At 54.8% G+C, this 21,326-nt stretch carries 23 protein-coding genes and 2 pseudogenes; 7 read left to right on the top strand and 18 right to left on the bottom strand.

Features of this window, described 5'->3' with window-relative positions; genetic code table 11:
* Positions 1-111 precede the first annotated feature (111 nt).
* A complete protein-coding gene (locus AB4P97_RS13745; RefSeq protein WP_395602850.1) occupies positions 112-960 on the top strand; it encodes a DUF2971 domain-containing protein in 849 nt (282 codons plus the stop codon).
* 2 nt (positions 961-962) lie between these two features.
* On the opposite strand, the gene AB4P97_RS13740 is transcribed toward AB4P97_RS13745, so the two are convergent.
* The 12 genes and pseudogenes from AB4P97_RS13740 to AB4P97_RS13685 form a co-directional block, all read right to left on the bottom strand.
* The gene (locus AB4P97_RS13740) at positions 963-1,427 is read right to left on the bottom strand and encodes a phage virion morphogenesis protein (protein WP_395602849.1); all 465 of its coding nucleotides are present in this window, start codon (positions 1,425-1,427) and stop codon (positions 963-965) included.
* Positions 1,424-1,900: a phage tail protein gene (locus tag AB4P97_RS13735; RefSeq protein ID WP_258448579.1), complete on the bottom strand. Its 477-nt coding sequence runs from the start codon at positions 1,898-1,900 to the stop codon at positions 1,424-1,426. Before AB4P97_RS13735 ends, AB4P97_RS13740 begins: the two co-directional genes overlap by 4 nt.
* Positions 1,897-2,079, bottom strand: a pseudogene (lysC, locus tag AB4P97_RS13730) (Rz1-like lysis system protein LysC); the annotation flags it as partial. The gene AB4P97_RS13735 and the pseudogene lysC, both read right to left, overlap by 4 nt.
* Entirely contained in the window at positions 1,997-2,440 is a 444-nt protein-coding gene (gene lysB / locus AB4P97_RS13725; protein ID WP_395602848.1) for an Rz-like lysis system protein LysB, read from the bottom strand. The pseudogene lysC and the gene lysB, both read right to left, overlap by 83 nt.
* A complete protein-coding gene (locus AB4P97_RS13720; RefSeq protein WP_395602847.1) occupies positions 2,437-2,643 on the bottom strand; it encodes a hypothetical protein in 207 nt (68 codons plus the stop codon). Before AB4P97_RS13720 ends, lysB begins: the two co-directional genes overlap by 4 nt.
* The gene (locus AB4P97_RS13715; RefSeq protein ID WP_395602846.1) at positions 2,640-3,482 is read right to left on the bottom strand and encodes an N-acetylmuramidase domain-containing protein; all 843 of its coding nucleotides are present in this window, start codon (positions 3,480-3,482) and stop codon (positions 2,640-2,642) included. The genes AB4P97_RS13720 and AB4P97_RS13715 overlap by 4 nt, the downstream gene beginning before the upstream one ends.
* The gene (locus AB4P97_RS13710; RefSeq protein ID WP_197047888.1) at positions 3,479-3,802 is read right to left on the bottom strand and encodes a phage holin, lambda family; all 324 of its coding nucleotides are present in this window, start codon (positions 3,800-3,802) and stop codon (positions 3,479-3,481) included. The genes AB4P97_RS13715 and AB4P97_RS13710 overlap by 4 nt, the downstream gene beginning before the upstream one ends.
* A gap of 45 nt (positions 3,803-3,847) precedes the next feature.
* Positions 3,848-4,060, bottom strand: a complete 213-nt coding sequence (locus tag AB4P97_RS13705) for a tail protein X (protein WP_160769727.1) — start codon at positions 4,058-4,060, stop codon at positions 3,848-3,850.
* Positions 4,060-4,530, bottom strand: coding sequence for a head completion/stabilization protein (locus AB4P97_RS13700; protein WP_395602845.1), 471 nt, complete (start codon positions 4,528-4,530; stop codon positions 4,060-4,062). Before AB4P97_RS13700 ends, AB4P97_RS13705 begins: the two co-directional genes overlap by 1 nt.
* A 104-nt stretch (positions 4,531-4,634) precedes the next feature.
* Positions 4,635-5,333, bottom strand: a complete 699-nt coding sequence (locus tag AB4P97_RS13695; RefSeq protein WP_395602844.1) for a terminase endonuclease subunit — start codon at positions 5,331-5,333, stop codon at positions 4,635-4,637.
* Positions 5,334-5,344: 11 nt separating this feature from the next.
* The gene (locus AB4P97_RS13690; protein ID WP_086793274.1) at positions 5,345-6,352 is read right to left on the bottom strand and encodes a phage major capsid protein, P2 family; all 1,008 of its coding nucleotides are present in this window, start codon (positions 6,350-6,352) and stop codon (positions 5,345-5,347) included.
* A gap of 43 nt (positions 6,353-6,395) precedes the next feature.
* Positions 6,396-7,226 (bottom strand): GPO family capsid scaffolding protein, encoded by an 831-nt coding sequence (locus tag AB4P97_RS13685; RefSeq protein ID WP_395602843.1) that lies wholly within the window; start codon positions 7,224-7,226, stop codon positions 6,396-6,398.
* A gap of 169 nt (positions 7,227-7,395) precedes the next feature.
* On the opposite strand from AB4P97_RS13685, the gene AB4P97_RS13680 reads away from it, so the two are divergent.
* The gene (locus tag AB4P97_RS13680) at positions 7,396-9,153 is read left to right on the top strand and encodes a terminase ATPase subunit family protein (protein WP_395602842.1); all 1,758 of its coding nucleotides are present in this window, start codon (positions 7,396-7,398) and stop codon (positions 9,151-9,153) included.
* Positions 9,153-10,151 carry a phage portal protein gene (locus AB4P97_RS13675; protein ID WP_395602841.1) on the top strand — a complete coding sequence of 333 codons (999 nt, stop codon included), beginning with the start codon at positions 9,153-9,155 and terminating at the stop codon, positions 10,149-10,151. Before AB4P97_RS13680 ends, AB4P97_RS13675 begins: the two co-directional genes overlap by 1 nt.
* 32 nt (positions 10,152-10,183) lie before the next feature.
* Here the strand turns inward: AB4P97_RS13675 and AB4P97_RS13670 are convergent, their stop codons facing one another.
* Positions 10,184-13,036: an AAA family ATPase gene (locus tag AB4P97_RS13670; protein WP_395602840.1), complete on the bottom strand. Its 2,853-nt coding sequence runs from the start codon at positions 13,034-13,036 to the stop codon at positions 10,184-10,186.
* 1,122 nt (positions 13,037-14,158) lie between these two features.
* Positions 14,159-14,542 carry a hypothetical protein gene (locus tag AB4P97_RS13665; protein ID WP_395602839.1) on the bottom strand — a complete coding sequence of 128 codons (384 nt, stop codon included), beginning with the start codon at positions 14,540-14,542 and terminating at the stop codon, positions 14,159-14,161.
* A gap of 550 nt (positions 14,543-15,092) precedes the next feature.
* Between AB4P97_RS13665 and AB4P97_RS13660 the strand changes: the two genes are divergently transcribed.
* The 4 genes and pseudogenes from AB4P97_RS13660 (at position 15,093) to AB4P97_RS13645 (ending at position 18,761) form a co-directional block, all read left to right on the top strand.
* Positions 15,093-15,455, top strand: a complete 363-nt coding sequence (locus AB4P97_RS13660; RefSeq protein WP_047300644.1) for a DUF6124 family protein — start codon at positions 15,093-15,095, stop codon at positions 15,453-15,455.
* A gap of 454 nt (positions 15,456-15,909) precedes the next feature.
* A pseudogene (locus AB4P97_RS13655) lies at positions 15,910-16,938 on the top strand (methyl-accepting chemotaxis protein); the annotation flags it as partial.
* Between the two features lie 33 nt (positions 16,939-16,971).
* Positions 16,972-17,844, top strand: coding sequence for a methyl-accepting chemotaxis protein (locus AB4P97_RS13650; protein ID WP_395602944.1), 873 nt, complete (start codon positions 16,972-16,974; stop codon positions 17,842-17,844).
* Positions 17,845-17,981: 137 nt separating this feature from the next.
* Positions 17,982-18,761 carry an EAL domain-containing protein gene (locus AB4P97_RS13645; protein WP_395602838.1) on the top strand — a complete coding sequence of 260 codons (780 nt, stop codon included), beginning with the start codon at positions 17,982-17,984 and terminating at the stop codon, positions 18,759-18,761.
* Between the two features lie 6 nt (positions 18,762-18,767).
* On the opposite strand, the gene pseH is transcribed toward AB4P97_RS13645, so the two are convergent.
* The 4 genes from pseH to AB4P97_RS13625 form a co-directional block, all read right to left on the bottom strand.
* Complete coding sequence (pseH, locus tag AB4P97_RS13640; RefSeq protein WP_395602837.1) at positions 18,768-19,319, bottom strand: UDP-4-amino-4,6-dideoxy-N-acetyl-beta-L-altrosamine N-acetyltransferase; 552 nt, start codon at positions 19,317-19,319, stop codon at positions 18,768-18,770.
* Positions 19,320-19,473: 154 nt separating this feature from the next.
* On the bottom strand, positions 19,474-19,893 hold the full coding sequence (locus tag AB4P97_RS13635) for a DUF6691 family protein (protein WP_395602836.1): 420 nt from the start codon (positions 19,891-19,893) through the stop codon (positions 19,474-19,476).
* A gap of 2 nt (positions 19,894-19,895) precedes the next feature.
* A complete protein-coding gene (locus AB4P97_RS13630) occupies positions 19,896-20,330 on the bottom strand; it encodes a YeeE/YedE family protein (RefSeq protein WP_042560112.1) in 435 nt (144 codons plus the stop codon).
* A gap of 90 nt (positions 20,331-20,420) precedes the next feature.
* Complete coding sequence (locus tag AB4P97_RS13625) at positions 20,421-21,197, bottom strand: transporter substrate-binding domain-containing protein (RefSeq protein ID WP_395602835.1); 777 nt, start codon at positions 21,195-21,197, stop codon at positions 20,421-20,423.
* Positions 21,198-21,326: the final 129 nt, after the last annotated feature.

Genomic DNA, 21,326 nt, shown 5'->3' with positions numbered 1-21,326 from the left:
GGCGCAGATAGTGAGGTCATGCGCGCGAAGGTGCAGCTACGGCTGGTTGTAAAACGGTGTCATACAGCTTGAAGTATAATGCTGTCTTGAGCTGCTTTAGCTGGAGGGTGCATGCGGTTATTCAAGTACTTTAGTGCCGATCGTCTAGGGGTTTTAGTTAATCGGATGATCCGATTTTCGCCACCTGCCGTATTTAATGACCCTTTCGAATTTCTTCCTAGTATTAAAACCATCGCAACTTCATCCGAGCTTCTGGAAAAGTTACGTGAAGCAGCTAGCAAGGATCATACGGAACTTTATGAGCAAACCGGATTGGCAAGAATTGGTTTTACAAAAGAATATTTCAATAGGTACATGAGTAGGTTTTTGCTGAGTGCTGAACCCTTTGCGATGCAAGTGGTTGGGGCAATGATTCCGCAAACGCAAAAAATGATTTTTGATTCTATGAATTCAAGGATTGGTGTGCTGTGCCTCTCTGAAAAAAATGATGACCTTCTCATGTGGGCGCACTATGCGGATTGCCATAAGGGATTTGTGATCGAATTTGACTCGGAGTGTGATTTCTTCAATAGGACACTCGGGCCGAAAGACAGTTTTCGTCATTTGCGAAAAGTCGATTACAGTCAGAAACGCCCAGCGGTGATGTTGACGCAGACTAACGATCAAGAAATTTTTTTAACCAAGAGTGACCATTGGGCATATGAAGCTGAGTGGCGGATGATGTTGCCGTTAGAGGATGCAGATAAAATTTTAGGGGACGGGGACGGCGCAGTTCACCTTTTTGAACTTCCGTTGGATGCGATAAAATCAGTTACTTTTGGCGCGAAGTTTTCCGAGGAAGTGGCGAAATATACGATGAGTGAGGTATCGAAGCTGGAGGGGTATGAAGCGCTTGAATTCTATAAAGCAAGAATCCACCCTACAGACTATGAACTGATCGTGGAGTCAGTTTTTCCGTAAGGTTATAGGTTGCTCGTTATACTCAGTAGCAGCCTATCTCGAATCAAATCAATATCAGCCTCTGTGAACCCAAGCAGCTCGCGTCGATCATAGTTAACATCCGGCGCACCTCTTGCTGGACGATCTTTCAACCCGAATTGATGCACCCGAGCAATTCGCGCTATCCGCCCGGTAAAGCCAACACTGATAGCGTTTCCATCGCCTTGCACTTTCAGAAAACTGACCATACGCAGCTTCTGAAACATCTTCACTTTCCGCTTCACTCGACCCTGTTTACCGCGCAGATTGCGTTGCTTGCGCGGCGCGTACTTGCTGCCGTCCGGATTCTGCTGGGCAATTATTCGTTGCTGCTGGCTGCGACGTAATGCCTGGCCAACGCTGCGGGCCAGCCTGTTGCGCGACGCCGGTTCAAGCTGCCCGAGCAATCCCGCCGCCCAGTCTTCCAGCGCTTCTAGTCGGTTGGTCATTTCGGCAGCACCCATTCGCTACCGGTACCCTGCGCGCCAGGTATCCAGTTTGGATCAAGAAAGTCAGCAGCCCGTTGCGGCTCGCCGGGATGTCTAACGGTGGTGTTGCCCTGGTCATCCTTGCCCACCACCACACGCTCGGTCAGCGGCAGCGTCAGGCTCATATCCACTTTGCTGTTGTCGAGAATGTCAGCCTCGAATTGGATGCCGTCAGCGGCCTTGCTCAGGTTCTCCAACAACTCGGACTGATGGACGCTCAACCAGCCGAGCAGTGGCAGCATGACGCTGTCGGGGTGGCCGGCGAAGTCTGTGAGGATCACCTGCAGGTCGAAGCTGTACTCGAACGACAGCGTCTGCGCGGCGGTACAGCGGATCTTGCCGTTGTCGATGAAGATCAAAAGCCGGTCGGGGTTGTGCTTGAGTTCGGCCACGGTGGCGAGCAGGTGCGCTTTCAGACTGTCGGGCTTGTTCATGGTCGGGCCTGCTGGTGTTGGTAAACCATGTCCACCTGGCTCGCACAGTCTGCCCACGCAGCCTCAACGCGATCTAGGTCGGTGAGCTGATCACCGTTACTGCGCGGGCTGGTCGCCGGCAGCGTGCACGGCACCACGGCCGGACACCCACTGACGATAAGCGTCGGCACCGGTGAGGGCGGGGCGTTCGCGCAGCCGGCGAGCAGTATCAGGCAAAAGCTGGGCAGCCCAATTGCGTAGGTCAGCGTTTTCACGTTTCAGAGCCTCAATGGTGAGTTCGCGCTTTGCCAGGCCTTGGCTGAGCTGATCCTGTTGCGCGCGCAGGGTGGTCTGGGCGTTGCGTTCCTGTTGCAGGGTGTCGCGCAACGCGTTGGCATTCGCGAGGTTGCGCTCGGCTTGTTCTTGAGCGCGGCTGGCGTCTTGCTCTGCCAGTCGGGTGCCCTTGTTCGACCCGCTGATGCGCAGCTCCTGGTTCCAGATCAGCAGCCCCAGCGCTGCAAGTAATGCAATGCCGAGCAAGGCCTGCCGCAGGATGCTCACGCCCGGTACCAGCCGAGCTGATTCATGTCGCCGATCTCCATGTGCTGGATAGGGCCACGAATGATGATGACTTTGCGCTGAGGGTTCTGGATGCGGAGCGCGTCGCGCAGTTGCACCATGTCCTGCTGATCGCTGTCCTCTGGCACTACCAGCAGATCACCGTCCTGGACATTCAGCCGCTGTACCGCGTCGAAGTCGATCATGCTGCCACCGCCTGCCCACAACCGCAGCCGTCGTGCCGTTCGTAGGCGCGCTGGAGTTTGATGTCGTACAGGTTTCGCTGGTAATCCGGTCCGTTGTAGAGCTTGGCGAACTCAGCCCATTTGCGTCCCTTCAGCGCCTTGTGCAGCACCGGGTCGGTTTCGATGAAACGGACGAACGCGTCGAACTGCTGCGACTCCCCTGCGCTCATGGCGGCGACGAAGTCCTGCACGCAGCTGTAGCCCAATCGCTGCCAGTGAAAGCCCATGATCTGGAACGCACCCCACGATGCGGATTCCAGTGCGGCGGTGTCGTCGATCAGGCGAGCAGTGGCCAAGCGCTGGTGTTCGGCGCTGCCGCCGGCATAGCCGCCGGATCTCGGATTGACGATGGCCGGGTTGGTTGCGGCCAACTGATCAGCGTGGCGTTTGAGCGCGGTTGGGTCGTCGCCTTCGTGGCGGACCTTCGTCAGTTGGCGATACATGATGTGTCGTTCGAATAGGATCACCGGTTTGCCGTTATCGAGAAAGCCACTGCCTTTCGATTCAACTTCATTGACCGCGTAGACGCTGGCCAGCGGCACGCCGAGGCGTTCGGCAGCGTTGACCAGGTCGGTGTTCTTCAGCAACTGCTGGCAGTCGGTGCCAGCAAGCGCGCCAAGTGTCTTGTTGCCGGCGACGCCATCGGCTACCAAACCGACCTTGAGTTGATAGGCACGCACTGCGTTCTCCGTGGCGTCGCCGTAATCACCATCGACGGTCAGTTTGGCGCCGTGTTGGTTGAGGCTCTTTTGCAGATTGCGTACCGCTTGCGAGCGGTCACCGTGGCGAAGTGTGGTCATAGCTGCTCTACCTTACGGTTGAAAATCTTCTTGGCGGCAGCGCGAGTGCCCTCGACGCCGAGCAGCCCGATGACGCCTCCGAAGAACGGCGCTGTCGAGGCTGGAATCCCCAGCAGTGACAACCCGTGACTGGCGGACAGAGCGAGTGCGCCGCAAAGGGGAGCCTCGATCACCATCCGGCGCACGGTGCCGCCGCCATAGATCACGCGAAGGCTCGCAATGATCACAGCCAGCAGGCCGGAGTAAATGGCGGGCCAGTTCTGTTCGAGCCAGGCGGCGAGCCAGGCCCAGGTGTCGGGACGGTCAGGCATGCGTTTCATTCCATGATCCAGAGTGGTTGGGTTCAAGGGCGCGGTGCGGGCGGTTCAGTCCCATAGGTTCACCATCTGCCGTTGCGGGGCGGCGGCTTGGGCTTCTGGCATTTGCACCAGGAGGCCTTGCGGCAAGGTCGGGCCATGGTCGGCAAGGCCGGGGTTGGCTTCGAGTACTGCTTCGGTGACACCGGCGGTGCGGCCGTAGTGACGCCAGCACAGGGCATCGACGGTGTCGTTTTGTTGGGCGCGGATGCTGACGGCCATCAGATCAACTCCACGGTGGTGCGGCCGAGGCCGAGGAAGTCGCGCACGGCCCAACGCTGGTCGCGGCGCAGTTCGTCGATGCTCGGTGTCAGCTCTTCGGCGTTCTGGTTGCCGCTGTTGGTGCTGTCGTAGGAGCGGTAGCGCTCGCAGATCTCCGCGCCGGTCGCGGCGTAGATCGCCCGTTGGTAGAGGTGAACGAGTTCAGATTTGTCCTCGATTTGCTCGGCCGGTACGTCCGCGAGAGTGGCGTAGCCGTCGGCCTGTTTGGCGCGGCGCCATGTGGCGAACTCGCGGTTCACGCTGATGGCGGCGGCGATGGTCGCGGTTTCCAGACGGATCGGCGTGACGCTGGAGTCGATGCGCAAAGTGCCGCGCACGTCCTCGAGGTCGATCGATGGCCAGAAGGGGTCGGTGTTGATGTGGCCGCTCGGGGCCGGGGCACCGGTGCCACCCGCTACGAATCCGCTCATGAGTCTGCGCTCTGTTGTAGGTCGCCGGTGGTCGGGGCTTCACGTTCAGGAGGAGCGGCCTGGCCGATCCGCCCCGAGCCGGCGGGGTGCGTGGGGACGCTCGGTTAGCTGCCAGCGGCAGCAAGTTTGTTGAGCAGGCGTTCGGCCCGCTCCAGATCCTTTTTGCCACCGCAGGCGTCGTGCAGGTCGATGGCTTTTTTCAGCAAGTCGATGCCGGCTTGCACTTGGCCAGGTTGGCCGGGCTTTTCGTCGGTGATGCCTTCGAGCGTTGCGCGGCCCATGGCGAGGAACAGCTTGGCGCGTGCCTGGTCGGGCATGTCTTCGGCGTCGGTCAGCTCAGCGGTCCGATGCAGGATGACCAGGTCGAACGGCTCGCCCACCTTCTGCGCCTTGAACGCGGCGGTCGCGACTTCTTCGGCGACCAGACAGCCCAGCGTGCGGGCGAAGCGGTCCGGCATGACCATCTTGTGTTGCAGGACGTACTGCGCGATGTCGAGGCCACCGATGAAGTCGCCGGCGTCGAAGCGCCAGACCATGATGGTGGTCAGCACTTCGTCTTGAGCGCCTTGGCCAGCGTCCAACACGCCTTGCACGTAGGGGATGTATTCGGGCAGCAGCTGACGCTTGAGTTCGGCCTTGCCTTGGTTCGATTGCACCTGTTTCAGGCGCAGACGGTCTTGCAGCAGCTGGTTGAGCTGATGTTCGTAGGCCGTGGCGCCGGCCATGGTTTGAGTAGGTTCAACGGCTGCCGCCTCCTTGGCGGCAGTGACGCGTTGAAAATGACGACGGCAAGGGTTGGTCATGGTCGTCACCCTCAAGCCAGAGTGATGTTTTCGGCCATGGCCGCGCAGCCAAGGTCTTCGATCACGTAGCTTTCGTTGACCGATTCGAAGTTCTCGATGCGGTCGCGTTTGGCGTTGTCGACGACGGTGCGGCGTCGGGTGCCTTCCTGCCAGTAGATCGACAGGTTATCGAGGCGAGTCACCAGTAGGCCGTTGGGCGGGAAGTGCGGCACGCGAACGGCCGGGAGATTGCCCAAACGCTTTTGGCTGGTGACGATGTCGGCAGCCAGCATTTCAGTCGGTGCCTGAGTCTTGTTGATGATCGGGAAGTATTTGTCGGCCAACAGTTGACGGCCGCAGATGACCACTAGATCGGTGTCTTCCTGATACCACGGGTCGATGAATTCGTTGACCATGCTGACAACCAGCGCGTCGATGTTTTCGAAGTCCTTTCCAGCTCCGATCTCGATCTTGCCGCTGCCAGCGGCTACCTCGGCCATGACGCGGGCTTCGTTTTCGGTGCGCATTTTTTGCAACCAACCGATGTTGACGTCCTGCAACAGCGGGTTGGTGGCCGGGTTCGACGTGGCGGCACGGCTGGTGCCGTTCCAGCCGATCATGATCCGGTTGAGTGCTTGGGCTTTGATGATCGCGTCGCGGATACGGGCCTGGAAGTCTTTGAACTTCGCCCACTGATCCAGCTTCTGGTAACGCAGGCCGGTGTCGAAGTTGGTTTGCGTGCAGGTGTACCCACGATTGTCCAGGCTGCTCGGGTCACGGGGTTCGCGATCCTTCACAGTGGTGTCGGTGGTGCTGGCAATAGTACCGTCGATACCGATGCCGATCTTCTCGCCGGACTGCTCGGACACGCCGTAGATGTTGATCGAGCTGAGGAACGAACTGGATTCCTGAATACGCGTTTCCAGCGTCTGGGCAACGCTCGGTGCGGCGGTGAATTTGGTGGTGACGTCGCTCACGCCGTGCAGCTGAGCAAGCTGCTGCAGGTAAGCGTTGAACAGAACTCGTGTGTCGTTACGCATGGTGATCGTCCTTCGTTTTTCGGGGCTTTGGTGGGGCTGACTGTCAGCAGTCGGTCACGACCGAGTTATCGCCGCCGGTAATCGGAGGGCGCGTCTTTTGGTTGTGGTCTTGGGTGGTGGAGAGCTTGGTCTTCAACTCGGTGAAGTCCTTGCTCAATTGATCCAGTCGGGTACTCAGGCCTGCGGAGAATTTCTTCTCGGCGGTCAGTTGGTCCGGTAGGTCCTTGACGTGTTCGGCGACGGCTTCGACGGCATCACTGATCTGGGAAAACTCGCTGTCGTCTTTGGTCTGTTTACCTTTGAGCAGGTTTTGCACCTTGCTGAAAAGCTGGGCGCCGATGCTCGGCTTTTCCTCGATCTCTTCGAATGTGAGTTCAGTTTCGACCGCCTCGGTGAACATCGAGGTCGCGGAGTAATGGCGATCCTTGAACGGATTGGCTTCGGGTTTTTGAGCGGAGAACGCGAGGACGTCGGTACCCAAGCTGGCAGGCGAGTCGGTCACCGCCAGACCGACGATGTACGCCTCACCCGTATCGGAGAAGCTGTCGTCAATTTCGATGGAGGTGTAAATCTTCTGCTTCGCCTTGTTCATGGCGATCAGTTCAGGCGTCGGCTCGACCTGGGCGAACAGCGCCAGTTTCTTCTGGCCGTTCATGTCCACTTCTTCGGTCTTCACTGCCAACACGTCGCCGTAGGCCTTGAACGGACTGTCGGGCAGCACGCTGCGGTAATGCTCCAGCCAAATGCGGGCGCCATAGGTGGACGGGTTGAAGTTCTTCGCCGCCTGTTCCAGCCAGCTGCGTTTGATGGTGCGCTTGTCTGAGGTAGCGCCCTCGACGGCGACGCGGAACCAGTTGCTGCGAAATTTCTTCATGCCGGGAATCCTCATTGCGTAGGGCGCCTGCTGTTGGCTGAGCAGTGCGTTGCGATGAGGGGCATGGTCGTGACGCGCGCGAGTTGCGGCAACGAGGCGGGACTGTAAGGCCGGGAGCTACAAGGGGCGGTGCTATTGAGCCGCGGTTGCGGGCGGCAGCATCGCGGCCATGACTACGACCGCACTGCTGCCCATCGATCCTCGCCGCCAATCCAAGTTCCTCTACTGGATGGGTTGGCGCATCTGCGAGATTGCCGAGGCTACGGGCGAAAAGGAAAAAACGCTACACAGCTGGAAGGCCCGCGACGAGTGGGACCGGGCCGACAACGTCGAGCGTATCGGCGGGGCACTGGAAGCGCGGTTGGTGCAGTTGATCCTCAAGGACAATAAGAGCGGCGGCGACTTCAAAGAGATCGACCTGCTGCACCGGCAGTTGGAGCGCCAAGCGCGGATCCAGCGCTTTCAGGGAGGCGGTACCGAAACCGACCTCAACCCGAACTTGGCAAAGCGCAACGCTGAGCCAAAGAAGAAGGCGGTCAAAAACGAGATTGATGAAGACCAGATCGAGCTGCTGCGCGAGGCCTTCATCGATGGCTGTTTCGACTATCAGAAAGACTGGTACCGGGCTGGCAATCAGCGCACCCGTGTCATCCTCAAAAGCCGGCAGATCGGCGCGACTTACTACTTCGCCCGTGAGGCGTTCATTGATGCGCTGGACACCGGCCGCAATCAGATTTTCCTGTCGGCCTCGAAGAACCAGGCCTATCTGTTCCGGGGCTACATTCAGGCGTTCTGCCGCGAGGTGATCGGTGTCGAACTGACTGGCGATCCCATCGTTCTGCCCAACGGCGCAGAGCTGTTTTTCCTCGGTACCAACGCCCGCACTGCCCAGGGCTATCACGGCAATTTCTACTTCGACGAGTTCTTCTGGACGTTCAAGTTTGAAGAGCTGAACAAGGTCGCCTCGGGCATGGCGATGCACAAGAAGTGGCGCAAGACCTATTTTTCCACGCCGTCGAGCATGGCCCATGAGGCCTACACATTCTGGACGGGCGAGCGCTTCAACAAAGGGAAGCCGGCCGCGCAGCACACAAAGGTGGAGGTGTCCCACGGCGCGCTCCAGCAGGGGCGGTTCTGTGAGGATCGTTTGTGGCGGCAGATCGTCACGATCCTCGACGCGGAGCGGGGCGGTTGCGACCTGTTCGACATTGAAGAACTGCGACGTGAGTACAGCCCCGAGGCGTTCGCCAACCTGCTGATGTGCGAGTTCGTTGACGACGGCGCGAGCATCTTTCCGCTGACCCTGTTGCAGTCGTGCATGGTGGACAGTTGGGTGGAATGGGCCGAGGACTACAAGCCCTTTGCCATGCGACCGTTCGGCGACCGGCAAGTGTGGATTGGCTACGACCCGGCTGAGACTGGCGACTGCTCCGGCATGGTCGTGGTCGCGCCGCCGCTGGTGCCGGGGGGCAAGTTCCGCATCCTCGAACGCCACCAGTTCCGAGGCATGGACTTCGCCGCGCAGGCCGCATTCATCAAGAGCGTCTGCGATCGCTACTGGGTGACCTACATCGGGATCGACGTGACAGGTCTGGGCAGCGGCGTGGCCCAGCTGGTGCGCCAGTTCTTCCCGGCAGTGACCACCTTCAGCTACTCGCCCGAAGTCAAAACCCGCCTGGTACTCAAGGCCTACGACGTGATCCACAAGGGCCGGCTCGAATTCGACGCCGGCTGGACCGACATGGCCCAGTCGCTGATGGCGATCCGCAAAACCGTCACCGCCGGCGGACGCCAGTACACCTACACCGCCGGCCGCAACGACAACACCGGCCACGCCGACCTGGCCTGGGCGCTCTTTCACGCATTGCACCACGAACCGCTTGAGGGGCAGACCACTGCCAACACCGGGCGCATGGAGATTTACTGATGACCGAACAAATGGCCAACCAGACGTTGCCCACTACCACATCCGCCGCCGGCACCAAGACGCAGGTGTTTTCCTTCGGCGAGCCGACGCCGGTGCTGGGGGGGCGGGAGGTTTTCGACTATTTGGAGTGCTGGTTCAATGGGCGGTGGTATGAACCGCCTCTGTCGCTGGATGGGCTGGCCCGGTCGGTGGGGGCGAGCGTGCATTTGCATTCGGGGTTGATGTTCAAGCGCAATCTGTTGAGCAAGACGTTTATTCCGCATCCGCTATTGTCGCGGGCCTCGTTTGAGCAGTTCGCGCTGGATTTTCTGTGCCTGGGCAATGGGTATTTTGAGGGGCGGCGTTCGCGGTTGGGCGGGGTTCGGAAGCTGGAGACACCATTGGCGAAGTACATGCGCGCTGGGCCGGATGGGCAGTTCTACCAGGTGCGGGGGTGGAAGGATGAGCATGCGTTTGAGCCGGATAGCATTTTTCATTTGCGTGAGGCGGATCTGCATCAGGAGATCTATGGGTTGCCGGAGTGGATCAGTGCGTTGCAGTCGGCGCTGTTGAACGAGTCGGCGACGTTGTTTCGGCGGAAGTATTACGAGAACGGAAGCCATGCCGGTTTCATCCTGTACATGACAGACGCGGCGCAGACCGAGGCGGATATTGATGCGTTGCGCAAGGCACTGAAGGAATCGAAGGGGCCAGGCAATTTCCGCAATTTGTTCGTCTACTCGCCGACAGGCAAGAAGGACGGGATCCAGCTGATCCCCGTTAGCGAGGTGGCGGCGAAGGATGAATTCAATTCGATCAAGAATCAGACGCGGGATGACGTGCTGGCGAGTCTGCGGATTCCGCCGCAGTTGATGGGGATTGTTCCGCAGAATGCTGGGGGGTTTGGGTCCATTAGAGAGGCAACTGAGGTGTGGATGGAAAATGAGTTGCTGCCAATACAGACCCGCATGATGGAGCTTAATATTTGGTTGGGAGATGATGTTATAAGTTTTAAATGATCCCCCATACATTGTGATTTTAAGGGCGCGAGTTATCTTTCGGCCTGCTTTTTATCCAAGCATGTGGCAGGGAATTGTAATAAATTCTCCACTCTTTCTATTTCACCTTCGATAGATGTAATTCTATCTTTATATTGTTTTACAATTTCTGTTGGGGCGCGTTGGATGAATGAAGGGTTGTCAGTTTTAGTGACTAATCTTGCCCGCCGGGCGATGAGTTCATCGCGCTCCATGTTGAGAGTATCAATCATTTCTTCGGGGAAAAGCTGTATTTCGACCAGTTTTAGCGCTTCGAAAATTGCACTGACTTCCGTGCTTGTTTTTGAATGAACAAAATTATAGTTGCTTTCGTCAAATGCATGGTGTACTTGGTTTTGGCCGGACCAGTTTATTAAGTCTCGTTTTAGTATGTTTATATAAGTGGAGTCCCACGATAAGTCCTTTTCGATTAGCTTGTAAGTGGCTTCCAAACTGATTGTGAGAAAGTTTCCTGGGATGTTGTTGCTCCTGTCGGAAAAGGAAGCTGTTACAGTTAGTTTGTTTTTTCGGCAGTATTGAGTTGCAAATGATTCAAACCAAATTCTACAGTAAATCAGCGCTTGCCGAACATCGTAAACGTGTAGAGCTTTTTGGATTTTGTCTCGAAATCCAGAATTGTACTCGAAGGAGATTAATCCTTTATTTGTGTGGTTTAATACTTGGCTTTGGAATGTGGTTTCATCAGAACCATTCGCGGCTTTGTTGCAGTAGCGCTCCCAGAAAAGCCTGTCGTGGGTGGTGATTATTTGCTGGATTTTCGAAAGATATACATCACTAAATAGTAAGCTGATGATGTTTGCTCTATGGTCAGAGTCAATTGCGTTTACTACGTCGTCAAATACTATTAGCTTGTATTTATGTTTCTCTGCGACTGCAAGCAGTAACGATAGTCCGAGTGATCGTAAGTGCCCCTCGCTTAATGAAAGTATTGCGTCAATATTTTGCTGTGATTTTGTATCTATCTTAATTCTATATCCTGATTTGTTGCGTTCAAAGTAAAGGTTGGATATCTCATCTTCGGTTGAATCATGTTGATTGATGGCGCAGTAATATTCAGTGGATTTTTTTTCAATTCCACCTATTTGAGATGTTTCAACGTTTAGTTTGTAATTTAACAGATCTTTGTGGAGTGTTGGATATGCATCGTTTATTTCCTTGATTAGGAGGTTGTAAATATTTTCCTTAAGTACCTCTTTTTTGGTGTGTGTGATTTTTAACGATAATGCTTTTAATGGTGCAGAGTAGCGCTTACTTTCCGCTATGTAATCATTTCGTTGTTTTTCGTGTTCTGCTACGGATCTTATTTTGTCGCGTAATTTGTCAATTGCTGTCTGTCTTGTAATGTATGACTGTCGAGACGCAATGCTGTTGTTGTAGATTTGTGTGCATTTTGTGATGTGCGAATCAATTTTATTTTTTGAGATGCTAAACCAAAATATAAAATTATAAATATATTTAATTAGGTTTGAAATGTCTTGGGTGTATGGTTTTTTTGGGAGGGTTGTCAAGTTTTCTGGTATCGTTAAAGTGTTGGTTGCGTCTTGTATTTTATTGTTATTATTTAAAGCTGTATCAATTAATGTTTCAATGGTCTGAAGGTTTTCTATTAGTTTGAGCGCATGAAGCTCGATAAGTTTTTTTATTCTAGGGATGTCTGCAAGTTTTTCTGACTCACTTACAGCTCTTTCGTATGGGTTTTCTTTAACGTCTGATAGTTCTGTTAGGCAGGCTGGGCAGTTGTTCGGAGACTGGTTGTTGTTGTAGATTGTCGTAAGTGTTTCGTAAAGAGTTTCAAAGCTTACTTCTGATGCCTTATCCAAAAGTAGACGTTGCGCGTTCTGCAATTTTTTTGTGTCGGATTCTATTTTTTTTGTGATGGTTTCTAATTTCCTCATTGTTGTAACTTCAGGCAGCTCATACTTTAAGGAGTTAGCTAGTGAGGCTTTTTTATATTCCAGTAATCGGTTGTTGAATTTTAACCGCAAGTCCACTCCGCTTGCAGAGTAGTAGTCTAAACTGAGGTTAGCTGCAATCAAACTTTCCTGAAGACTCAACCTCTGTCTCATAGAGGACGCATCATGTTTTTTGATAGTGTGCTCGCGAGACATTTGATCAAGGTCGTCACGGGACTTTGATAGCTGATATCTGTCTAAGTTAAAACTTGCTGGAAGAACAAAGCGTTCTACGAGTCTATCAATATCGTGGAGGCCGAAGAGGGCTGATAAAACATCGCTTTCTCCAAATTTTGTATCTTTTGAACCGAGAAGTGAAAATTCCTGAAGCCTGTTTCGATCTATGAAAATTGTTGACCATTCGGTATTTTTTGTGGCTGTGTTACCTTCCTCGTCGGTTAACTCGACATACGCTTTTAGATCGTGTCTCTTAATATAATCAGTTACAGATGATTTTCGTCGCTCGGCTTCTTTTATTGAGCCGGTTAAAGAGTATTCAATGGCCTCGCATACAGAGGTTTTGCCCCCACCGTTAGGTGCGTAAAAGATATTTTTTCGTGGACCAAAAAATAGAGTGGTTCCTTTGTCATCCCCATCGAGAGCGCCAAACCCTCGGAAATTTTTTGCGTTTAGGGTTTTTATTTTTTTTAGCTGGGAGTCTTTAATTTCTTCTGATATCACATTTGAATCTAGTATTTTTTTGTACTTTCGTAACCTGTTAGGTATGTTGATTCTTAGGAGATTGATTCCTTGGCTTAAGATCTCAGCCTTTACTCGGTCGCTTAGCTTTCCTGACTCATCCTGCGATCTATAAACAAGCCATAGAAGTAGTAAGTAGCCCTGCGATTTGTTGTTTGTATGTGCTTTGGCGAATTTGATTAAGTGATCTGTCATGAGCGTTCCTTGCGATGTAAAAAAGTCGCTTATTGCTCATCCTCCCTCTGTTCTAGCCTCTCCTCAACCTTTTTTACTCACTAGGTCCAGTCTTGCTAGGGACCAGGAGCGAATTTTTGCAGACACGGTTGGGTTTGGCGTGGACGCTCGTCTCAACTGTAATTCGGCGCGCGCCGTCGTCCCCCCACCTCGCCTGCGCGCTAAATGGGTCTTTTTTTCCGCAGTCCTGCACCTGGCCAAGCGCCCCCACAGCCGGGCGCTGTAGTAGTGGCGTCGAAGGTCAAAAAACCTGCGGATCCCTGCGAAGGGTTGGTGTCTGGCAGGGCGGACCTGGCGAAGCAGAAGGCAGGTAGACGAAACCTTTCGATGCGGGTTTTTCAGGAACACCATCGGAAAAAAGTAATGTGGTAATTCGAATATCGGAACACCGGCGAAAGCCCCGTATTCATTGGCTTTGCTGGCTTACTTCAAAAAGTAATTTTGAGTAATGAAAAAAGTAATGTGGTTGTAAGTGTTTGATTTATAAGGGATGCACAAAACCAAATATTACTTCCTTAAAAGGTAATTACCTTACTTCTACATTACTCAAAAATTACTTCATGCCGATCCTTTGCAGCCCAGTAAAATCAAGGCTCTCAGCAAGATTGACCGTTCGGCTTACCAAAATTACCTTTTTCCGATGCCTTTCCCGAAAAACGGCATCTCCTATAAGGCGTAGCAGCCGATGGCCGCTGGGCTTACTCACGCAGATGACAAAGGGACACTCTCGCGCAGGTCCTTTTGCCCGTGCGGAAACGCTTGTAGGAAGTGCTTGGGATTGGAGCGACTGGCGTGTGTGTCGGCGATGCGAGAGGAATGTCGCTGTCCCGCTAGGGGGAGAAAAAGAAATGGGGTGGTACGAAAATGGTACGCGCGTTTCTTGATGATGCTGGAGGCCGCGACTTTAGAGGCCTGTAGAATTAGCCGTGCCAATCCATCATCGGGGCGACGGTGGGGGAGTTTATCAGGAATGGGGTGGGCAGAGCCTTACGCACTTTGATCGATGTGGCCTTGCTTGGTGATGACACGCCGACGCTGGTCGGCTGAGCATAGCGATCTGCACCAGATCGCGCCTAAACCAATTCACTTTCGATAGTGAGCGGAGATCTCTCTCCAAATGTATTTGTATCGGAACTCAAGCCAACGGATTAACAGTTTGTCTTTCTGACGTCGAAAGCGACTACTTGCTCGGGCTTCCAACATTTGCGCGATGTCAGAATTTAATTGTTCTGGGTCAAACAAAGACCAGATGATTGGAATCACGCAGTCAAAATTCGTGTAGCAGACAGGTGCGACTTCCTCGTAGAGCATCCGTTTTATTTCTAGCGGGTCGTAATCTTCGGTCTGTCGGGCGATAGATTCGTAGTCCACCTCATTGTCGACGAACGCATCGGACAATGCCCAGTAGATGTCATATCGATCTTTTGCAGTCATTGTGCGATTGAAATTAGCGTTGATCGTTTTCATCGCGAAAACGTCCTCAACGACTTTGAATTCTGGTCGTACATGAGGGGCCGGGGTTTCAATGTGATACGCGCGGCTGGCTTTGCCATGTTTGACTCCCTGTCATCGAATTAACCGCTGCCGACTGTATCAGACTTGCTTTCGTCAGTGACGGGCGACAATGCGCTCGTCATTTTTCGTCAATTTAAACAGCAATGCTTGCGCTTGTTTAAATGAATCACGCTGGCACAACCCGAGCCCTACACCACCTTGCGCCACCCCCTACACGTAAGACAGAATCCGCCGGCTTGTACGTCTAGCACGCAGGTTCTATCGTCCCAATGTCACTGAAAACCAGTGATCGGGTTTGGTAGCCCGCTTCGTGTCTAGATGCATGCGTCACCTTGTTCAGTCGCTTTCCCAGGACTCGGATTTCATGGTGGTCATGCGTGGGGCCCATTCGTGGGCGCCGGGTTCTAGTGCGACCGGTCTACCAACCCGCGTATGGCCGCCACCCATCGTTTGGTAGCGTGGGTGATGGCTTCTTTTAGTAATCGCGCTAGAGGTTCCATCTATGTTCAAACCAACACCCAACCCACCAGAAACCGATCCCGCATCCCCCTACGAATCCCCCAATTCCAAAAAACTCCACGAAGCCGCCGAGCGCGCGCTCGATCACTATCTCCTTCCCGCCAGCCAGATCATGGCCAGCACCGACGAGCCCGAACGCATGTACCTCGCCAATCCGAAGTACGATATGGAATCCCTGTTGGCCAATGCCTGCGAAACTCTGGGTTCTGCCTCCGAGATGCTCAACAACTTTGCCGCGACGCTGGATAACTCGCGCCGCAAATCTGCGCTAGGCATTGCGCAGGTGGTTATGTTGGCCGAGTTGGCGGTGAATCAGGCGTTGGATAAGGTTGAAATCAAGCCGTAAACCCGTGTCCCTCTGTGGCATGCGGCACGCCGTTGCTGCAGAGGGGCGGGGTTCTGAATTGGCATTTTCGGCGTCTTTTTGCGCCAGTAGCGATGTGCCACAATTCGTGATGGCAATGCGTCATCATGCCGACCTAAAAGTTCACTTCCTGTACAAAAATAAAAAGTTGTACAAGTTTTCCTAAAGTTTATAGCATCCCTTCCAGATACTTTGCTGAATCGATAAATCTTGCGTGCAGACGCTCTGTTTGCGACGTGATGGTTTGTCTGCCGATGCTCGCGTCGGGTTTCTCTTTGACACATCAACAGCATCGCATTTTGCATTTCCGGGACAGCTGGAGCGTCCCGTATTACGCCTTGGATGACGACCCCCCGAATGTCTGGACGGTGACCGCGGTTGCCAAAGATCTATTTTTTGTGCCCGGCGTTTCGCGTCAGGGCGTTTGAGGCTGAATATGGCAGTAGCATCGAATTTCCTGGGTGACATCAAAGTTTCCCGCAAGCTGGGAACCGGTTTTGGCATTCTGTTGCTGGCTGTTTTGGCGGTTGCCTTCATTGGCTATAACAGCAACAGCGTGCTGGTTGATCGCTTGAGTACGACGCGTCTGATTGGAACGTTGAATGACGCTACGCAAGATATGCGTCTGTCCGAGAAACAGTACGAAGCCGCCGCTGACGCAGCTTTCGCCGACTCTTATCACGCGCAGCTGAATGTCTTGCAGGGCCTTGTGAGCAAGGCGCTGGAAACGTTGACGCGGGCTGAAAACCAGCAAGCCTTGAAGGCGTTGCAAGCCACGATTGTTACCTATGATCAGAAGGTAAAGCACCTGATCGATGCCGATAAGTCGACGACGGATGCCCTGAAACCGTTGGGTGCGCTGTCGGACAAGTACGCGCAGACCTTTGGCGACATGCTTGAAAGCACTACGAACGGTGCCTTGGCGTCCGCCGATGGCGAACGCGTTCGAGAGCTGCGCACGGTGGCCGATTTGCGCTACGGCATGACCACGTTTCGCCTGATGTTGCGTCGTTACATTGCGGTGCCCAACGACGTGAACAAAAAAGTGCTGATGGACACCATCGACACGTTCCTGAGCGATATCACCAAAGCGCGTTCCAGCCTGCCGGCGACCCTGTCGAGTCAACTGGAAGAAGCGCACGCGGGCATCCGTCGTTATCGCGAAGTATTGGTGGAAGTGGCCGGGCTGTTTGAGCAGAAGCAGAACATGCGTGAGCAGGTCGACCAGGAAAGCAAGGCGATGGACAAGATCATGACTGGCCTGATGGACACCCAGCAGCGCCTGGCGCGGGAAGATCAGCGCTCGGCCTTTGTTCAGATGGCGGTGTTGACCGTGTTGGCGCTGGTGATCGGACTGTTTGCTTCGGTGGTCATCTCGCGGCAGATCACTTCGCCGCTGGCGCTGACGGTTGATCTGGCTCGGCGTATTGCCAAAGGCGATCTGACGGTACAGGCCAAATCAAACCGCAAAGATGAGTTGGGCGATCTGCAAAATGCGATGCAGGACATGGCGCAGAACCTGAACACGCTGGTTCAAGGTATCGGCAATGGCGTCACGCATATTTCCACTTCTGCGGAAAAACTCTCGGCCATGAGCGAGCAGACCAGCGCGGGTGTGCGTCAGCAGAAAAGTGAAGTGGATCAAGTCGCCACGGCGATGCATGAAATGGCCTCGACCGTGCAGGAAGTTGCACGTAACACGACCGATGCGTCCGCTGCTGCGACTTTGGCCGATCAGCAGGCGCGTCACGGCAGCACGGTAGTGAAGCAGGCGACGGCGCAGATCAGTGAGCTCGCGGTGGCCATTGAAGAGTTGGGCGGTGCGATGAACGTGCTGTCTCAGGACAGTGAGCAGATCGGCAAAGTGATCGATGTGATCAAAGCCGTTGCGGAGCAGACCAATTTGCTCGCGTTGAACGCCGCTATCGAAGCGGCGCGAGCGGGGGAGCAGGGTCGTGGTTTCGCCGTGGTGGCAGACGAAGTGCGTTCGTTGGCCCAGCGGACACAGGACTCGACCAAGGAAATCGAAGCGCTGATCGTCACCCTGCAACAGGGCACGCAAGCGGCTTCTGCGCTGATGGCTTCCAGCCGCGAGCGCACTCTCGATACGGTGGAGTTGGCGCAGAAAGCCGAGTTGGCGATTACCGAGATCAATCAGTCCATCGGCACGATCCAGGAAATGAGCTTGCAGATCTCGGCCGCGGCCGAGCAGCAAAGTGCAGTGGCCGACGAGATCAATCGCAGCATCGTCAGCGTGCGTGATGTGGCCGACCAGTCGGCGGTTGCCAGCGAAGAGAGTGCGGCCGCAACGATTGAGCTGGCGTCGCTGGGACAGGACCTGCAGCGAATGACCGCGCATTTCCGCACCTGATTCGGTGAACGATGAGCCCACGGCACCTTCACAATATTCAGGCGCCGTTGGGCTGCAGTTATGGCTGGTCAGCACATAACCTGAGCAGCTGTTTATTTATCACCATGGAGGGTTACAACCCGTTATCAGAGGGTGTCATGACCGACTTTTCAAAATCATCCGCCTCGCCCGGAGGCTGCCAGGGCTGTAAAAACAAAGGCGCGCCGGATATGAATTTCGCCTTCGCGTTCCAGCCCATTGTGGATCTGCGCGATCAAACGACTTTTGCCCATGAAGCCTTGGTTCGCGGCGTGAATGGTGAGGGCGCCTTGTCGGTCCTGCAGCAGGTGGACGATCAAAACCGTTATCGATTCGATCAACTGTGTCGAGTTCGGGCGATTTCCACGGCGGCTCAGTTAGGGATGACCGAGTACCTGTCGATCAACTTTTTGCCGAATGCCGTTTACCGTCCGGAACTGTGCATTCGCAGCACACTTGAAGCAGCACGCGCTCACGGGTTTCCGCTGGATCGCTTGATCTTCGAAGCGGTTGAGGGCGAGTACGTTGAAAAGAACAGCCACCTGACGAATATCTTGCGTGAGTACCGCGAGTTTGGTTTCAAGACAGCGATCGATGACTTTGGCGCAGGCTATTCCGGTCTTAACCTGTTGGCAGATTTTCAGCCGGATTTGATCAAGCTGGATATGGCGCTGGTCCGCGATATTCACCTTGACCGTGTACGCCAGACCATTGTGCGTAACGTCGTGAACATGTGCAGAGAGTTGGGCGTGGAGGTGATCGCCGAGGGCATAGAAGATGCCCAGGAAAGAGACTTTCTCGCCGATTGCGGCATTTATCTGATGCAGGGTTATTGGTTCGCCAAACCTGCTTTCAAATCGCTGGCGCAGATACCCACGGGTGCGTGGCTGAAGAGATGACCTCTCTCAGCTCGCACTGAGCCGCTCGATTACGGGGGCCAGTGCCGGACGTTTGCTGAGCCATTCTTCCTTGGTAATCCCCAACAGCACGACGTCAATCCGAACCCCATCCTTCACCACGTTCTGCCGCCTCACACCTTCAATCTCAAACCCAAACTTCTGATGCATCTTCACCACTGCCGAATTCATCGCCAGCACTTCGCAATTCAGCTTCTCCAACCCCGCCACATCAAATGCGTAATCAAGCATCCAGAACTCGACCACGCTGCCCAAGCCTTTACCCTGCAACCCGACGTCCAGATAAAACGCCCAATCCGCCGTCTTGTGCAGTTGGTTAATCGCATTCAGCGAAACAACCCCGACCGCCTGATCATCCTTGATCACCACAAACACTTGCTGCCGTGGATTGCCCTGCAAAGAGGCGAGCCAGTTGGCATGTTCCTGTTCGGTGATTTCATGGGAGGTGTACATGAATTTGCGCACGTCTTCCTGGTTGCGCAGGGTGCGGACGTGGGCCTGGATGGCGGCGCTGGCGTCGGTGAGGGGGAGGAATTGCATGGGGATGTCCTTGTCTGGCGGGTGAGCGATTCTGAACCGGCGCTGTCGATCAGGGAAGTTGCATGTCGCCGCATGCGGTGCAGTATCGGCAGCAGTCTCAATCAGTACAGCTTCGGCATGTTGCACGACAACTGGCTGTGCGATTGATCGAGAGTCAGGCGTTGCGTCGGGCTTCCAGTACGCTAAACAGCAACATGCCCGCCAACATCGCCAGGACGAACACGATCACTTGCCAATGGCCTGTCAGCAGGATGGTCACTGCCGGTCCGGGGCAGATACCTGCAACTCCCCAGCCAACGCCGAACAGCAGACTGCCGCCAATCAATCGTCGGTCGAGTTCACGTTTGACGGGTAACTGCATGGGGTTTCCCAGCAGGGATCGGGATTGCCGACGGGCCCAGGTCAAGGGGCCGATGGCGACGGCAATTGCCCCCACCATGACCAATGCCAGAGAGGGATCCCAAGCACCGGCCAAATCCAGAAATGCCAGTACTTTTTCCGGGTTGGCCATGCCCGCCAGAAGCAGACCCAGGCCGAAGAGAAGGCCGACAATGAAAGCGTTCAGCTTGATCATGTTCATGCTCCCAGCAGATGGCGCAGGACAAACACCGTCATGAACCCACTGAACATGAAACAAGCAGTGGCAGCCATTGATCGCGGTGAAAGGCGCGATATGCCGCAAACCCCATGACCACTCGTGCAACCTGAACCGTATCGTGTGCCAATGCCGACCAGCAGCCCGGCGACGATCAGCCCCAACCAGCCACTTTGGAATTCGATGCGCGGCAACGTGGTGAACAATCCCCAAAGCACTGGCGCGACGAGCAGACCAAGGAGAAACAGTGCTTTCTCACTTGTTCCTTCACGGCTGCGTTGCAGCAGACTGCCGATCAGGCCGCTTATACCCGCGATTCGACCATTGCCGACAACCAACAGGCTGGCGGCCAGGCCAATCAGTGCGCCACCGGCAAGGGATGACCACGGAGTGAAGTTGAGCCAGTCGACATGCATGGGGCACCTCGGGTACTGAAAGTTTGAATTTTGGGCAGATGGAGAGGTGATTAATCCACTCTCTCCACTGTTAGTGCCAATCCCGCATGCTTACTGCGGAACCGCCAGCCACTCGCCAATGACCTTCTGATATTTGCCGGTTACTTTGCTCAAGTGCAACCACTGATCAACGTACAGCTTCCAGCTGATGTCATCACGCGGCAACAGGTAGGCCTTTTCCCCGTACTGCATGAACTGCTGCGGATTGACCGCGCACAACCCCGGTTTCAACTTCTGCTGATACAGCGCTTCCGAGGCGTCGGTGATCATCACGTCGGCCTTGTTGTCGAGCAGTTGCTGGAAGATCGTCACATTGTCGTGCAGGGCCAGTTGCGCTTTTGGCAGGAAGGCGTGGACGAAGGCTTCGTTGGTGCCGCCGGCAGGTTCAACCAGGCGCACGTTGGGCTGGTTGATCTGCTCGACAGTCTGGTACCTGGATTGATCGGCGCAGCGCACCAGCGGGATCTTGCCGTCGACATCGAGGGTGTTGCTGAAGAAGGCCTTTTTCTGCCGCTCCAGCGTCACCGAAATGCCGCCCATGCCGATGTCGCATTTGCCGGCCTGCATGTCTGGCATCAGGGTTTTCCAGGTGGTCTGCACCCATTCGACCTTGACCCCGAGGCTGTCGGCCAGCGAGCGCGCCATGCTGATGTCTATGCCCTCGAAATCACCGTCGGTGCGTCTGAAGGTGTAGGGCTTGTAGTCACCGGTGGTGCAGACGCGCAGTTGGCCTTGTTGCTGAACAATACTCAGTGTTAGAGGCTCCTGGGCGTTAGCGCTGCAGGTTAATGCGTACAGGCTCGTGATCAATACTTTCGCTGGCGTCATTTGGGATCAAGCGCTCTGCCTTTGTTGATATGACACTATAGGGAAATATCTGAGGGGCGGCATCCACAGGGCAAGATTACGAGCTCAGTATTTGGGTGATATCATTTTGATGGCGTTTTGGCGCGGTGT

Origin of the sequence: Pseudomonas sp. A1230, from assembly GCF_044218825.1 — a bacterium.
GTDB classification, from domain to species: domain Bacteria; phylum Pseudomonadota; class Gammaproteobacteria; order Pseudomonadales; family Pseudomonadaceae; genus Aquipseudomonas; species Aquipseudomonas iridis.
The sequence above is the reverse complement of the archived record's forward strand: the minus strand, read 5'-3'. Positions and strand labels throughout refer to the sequence as shown.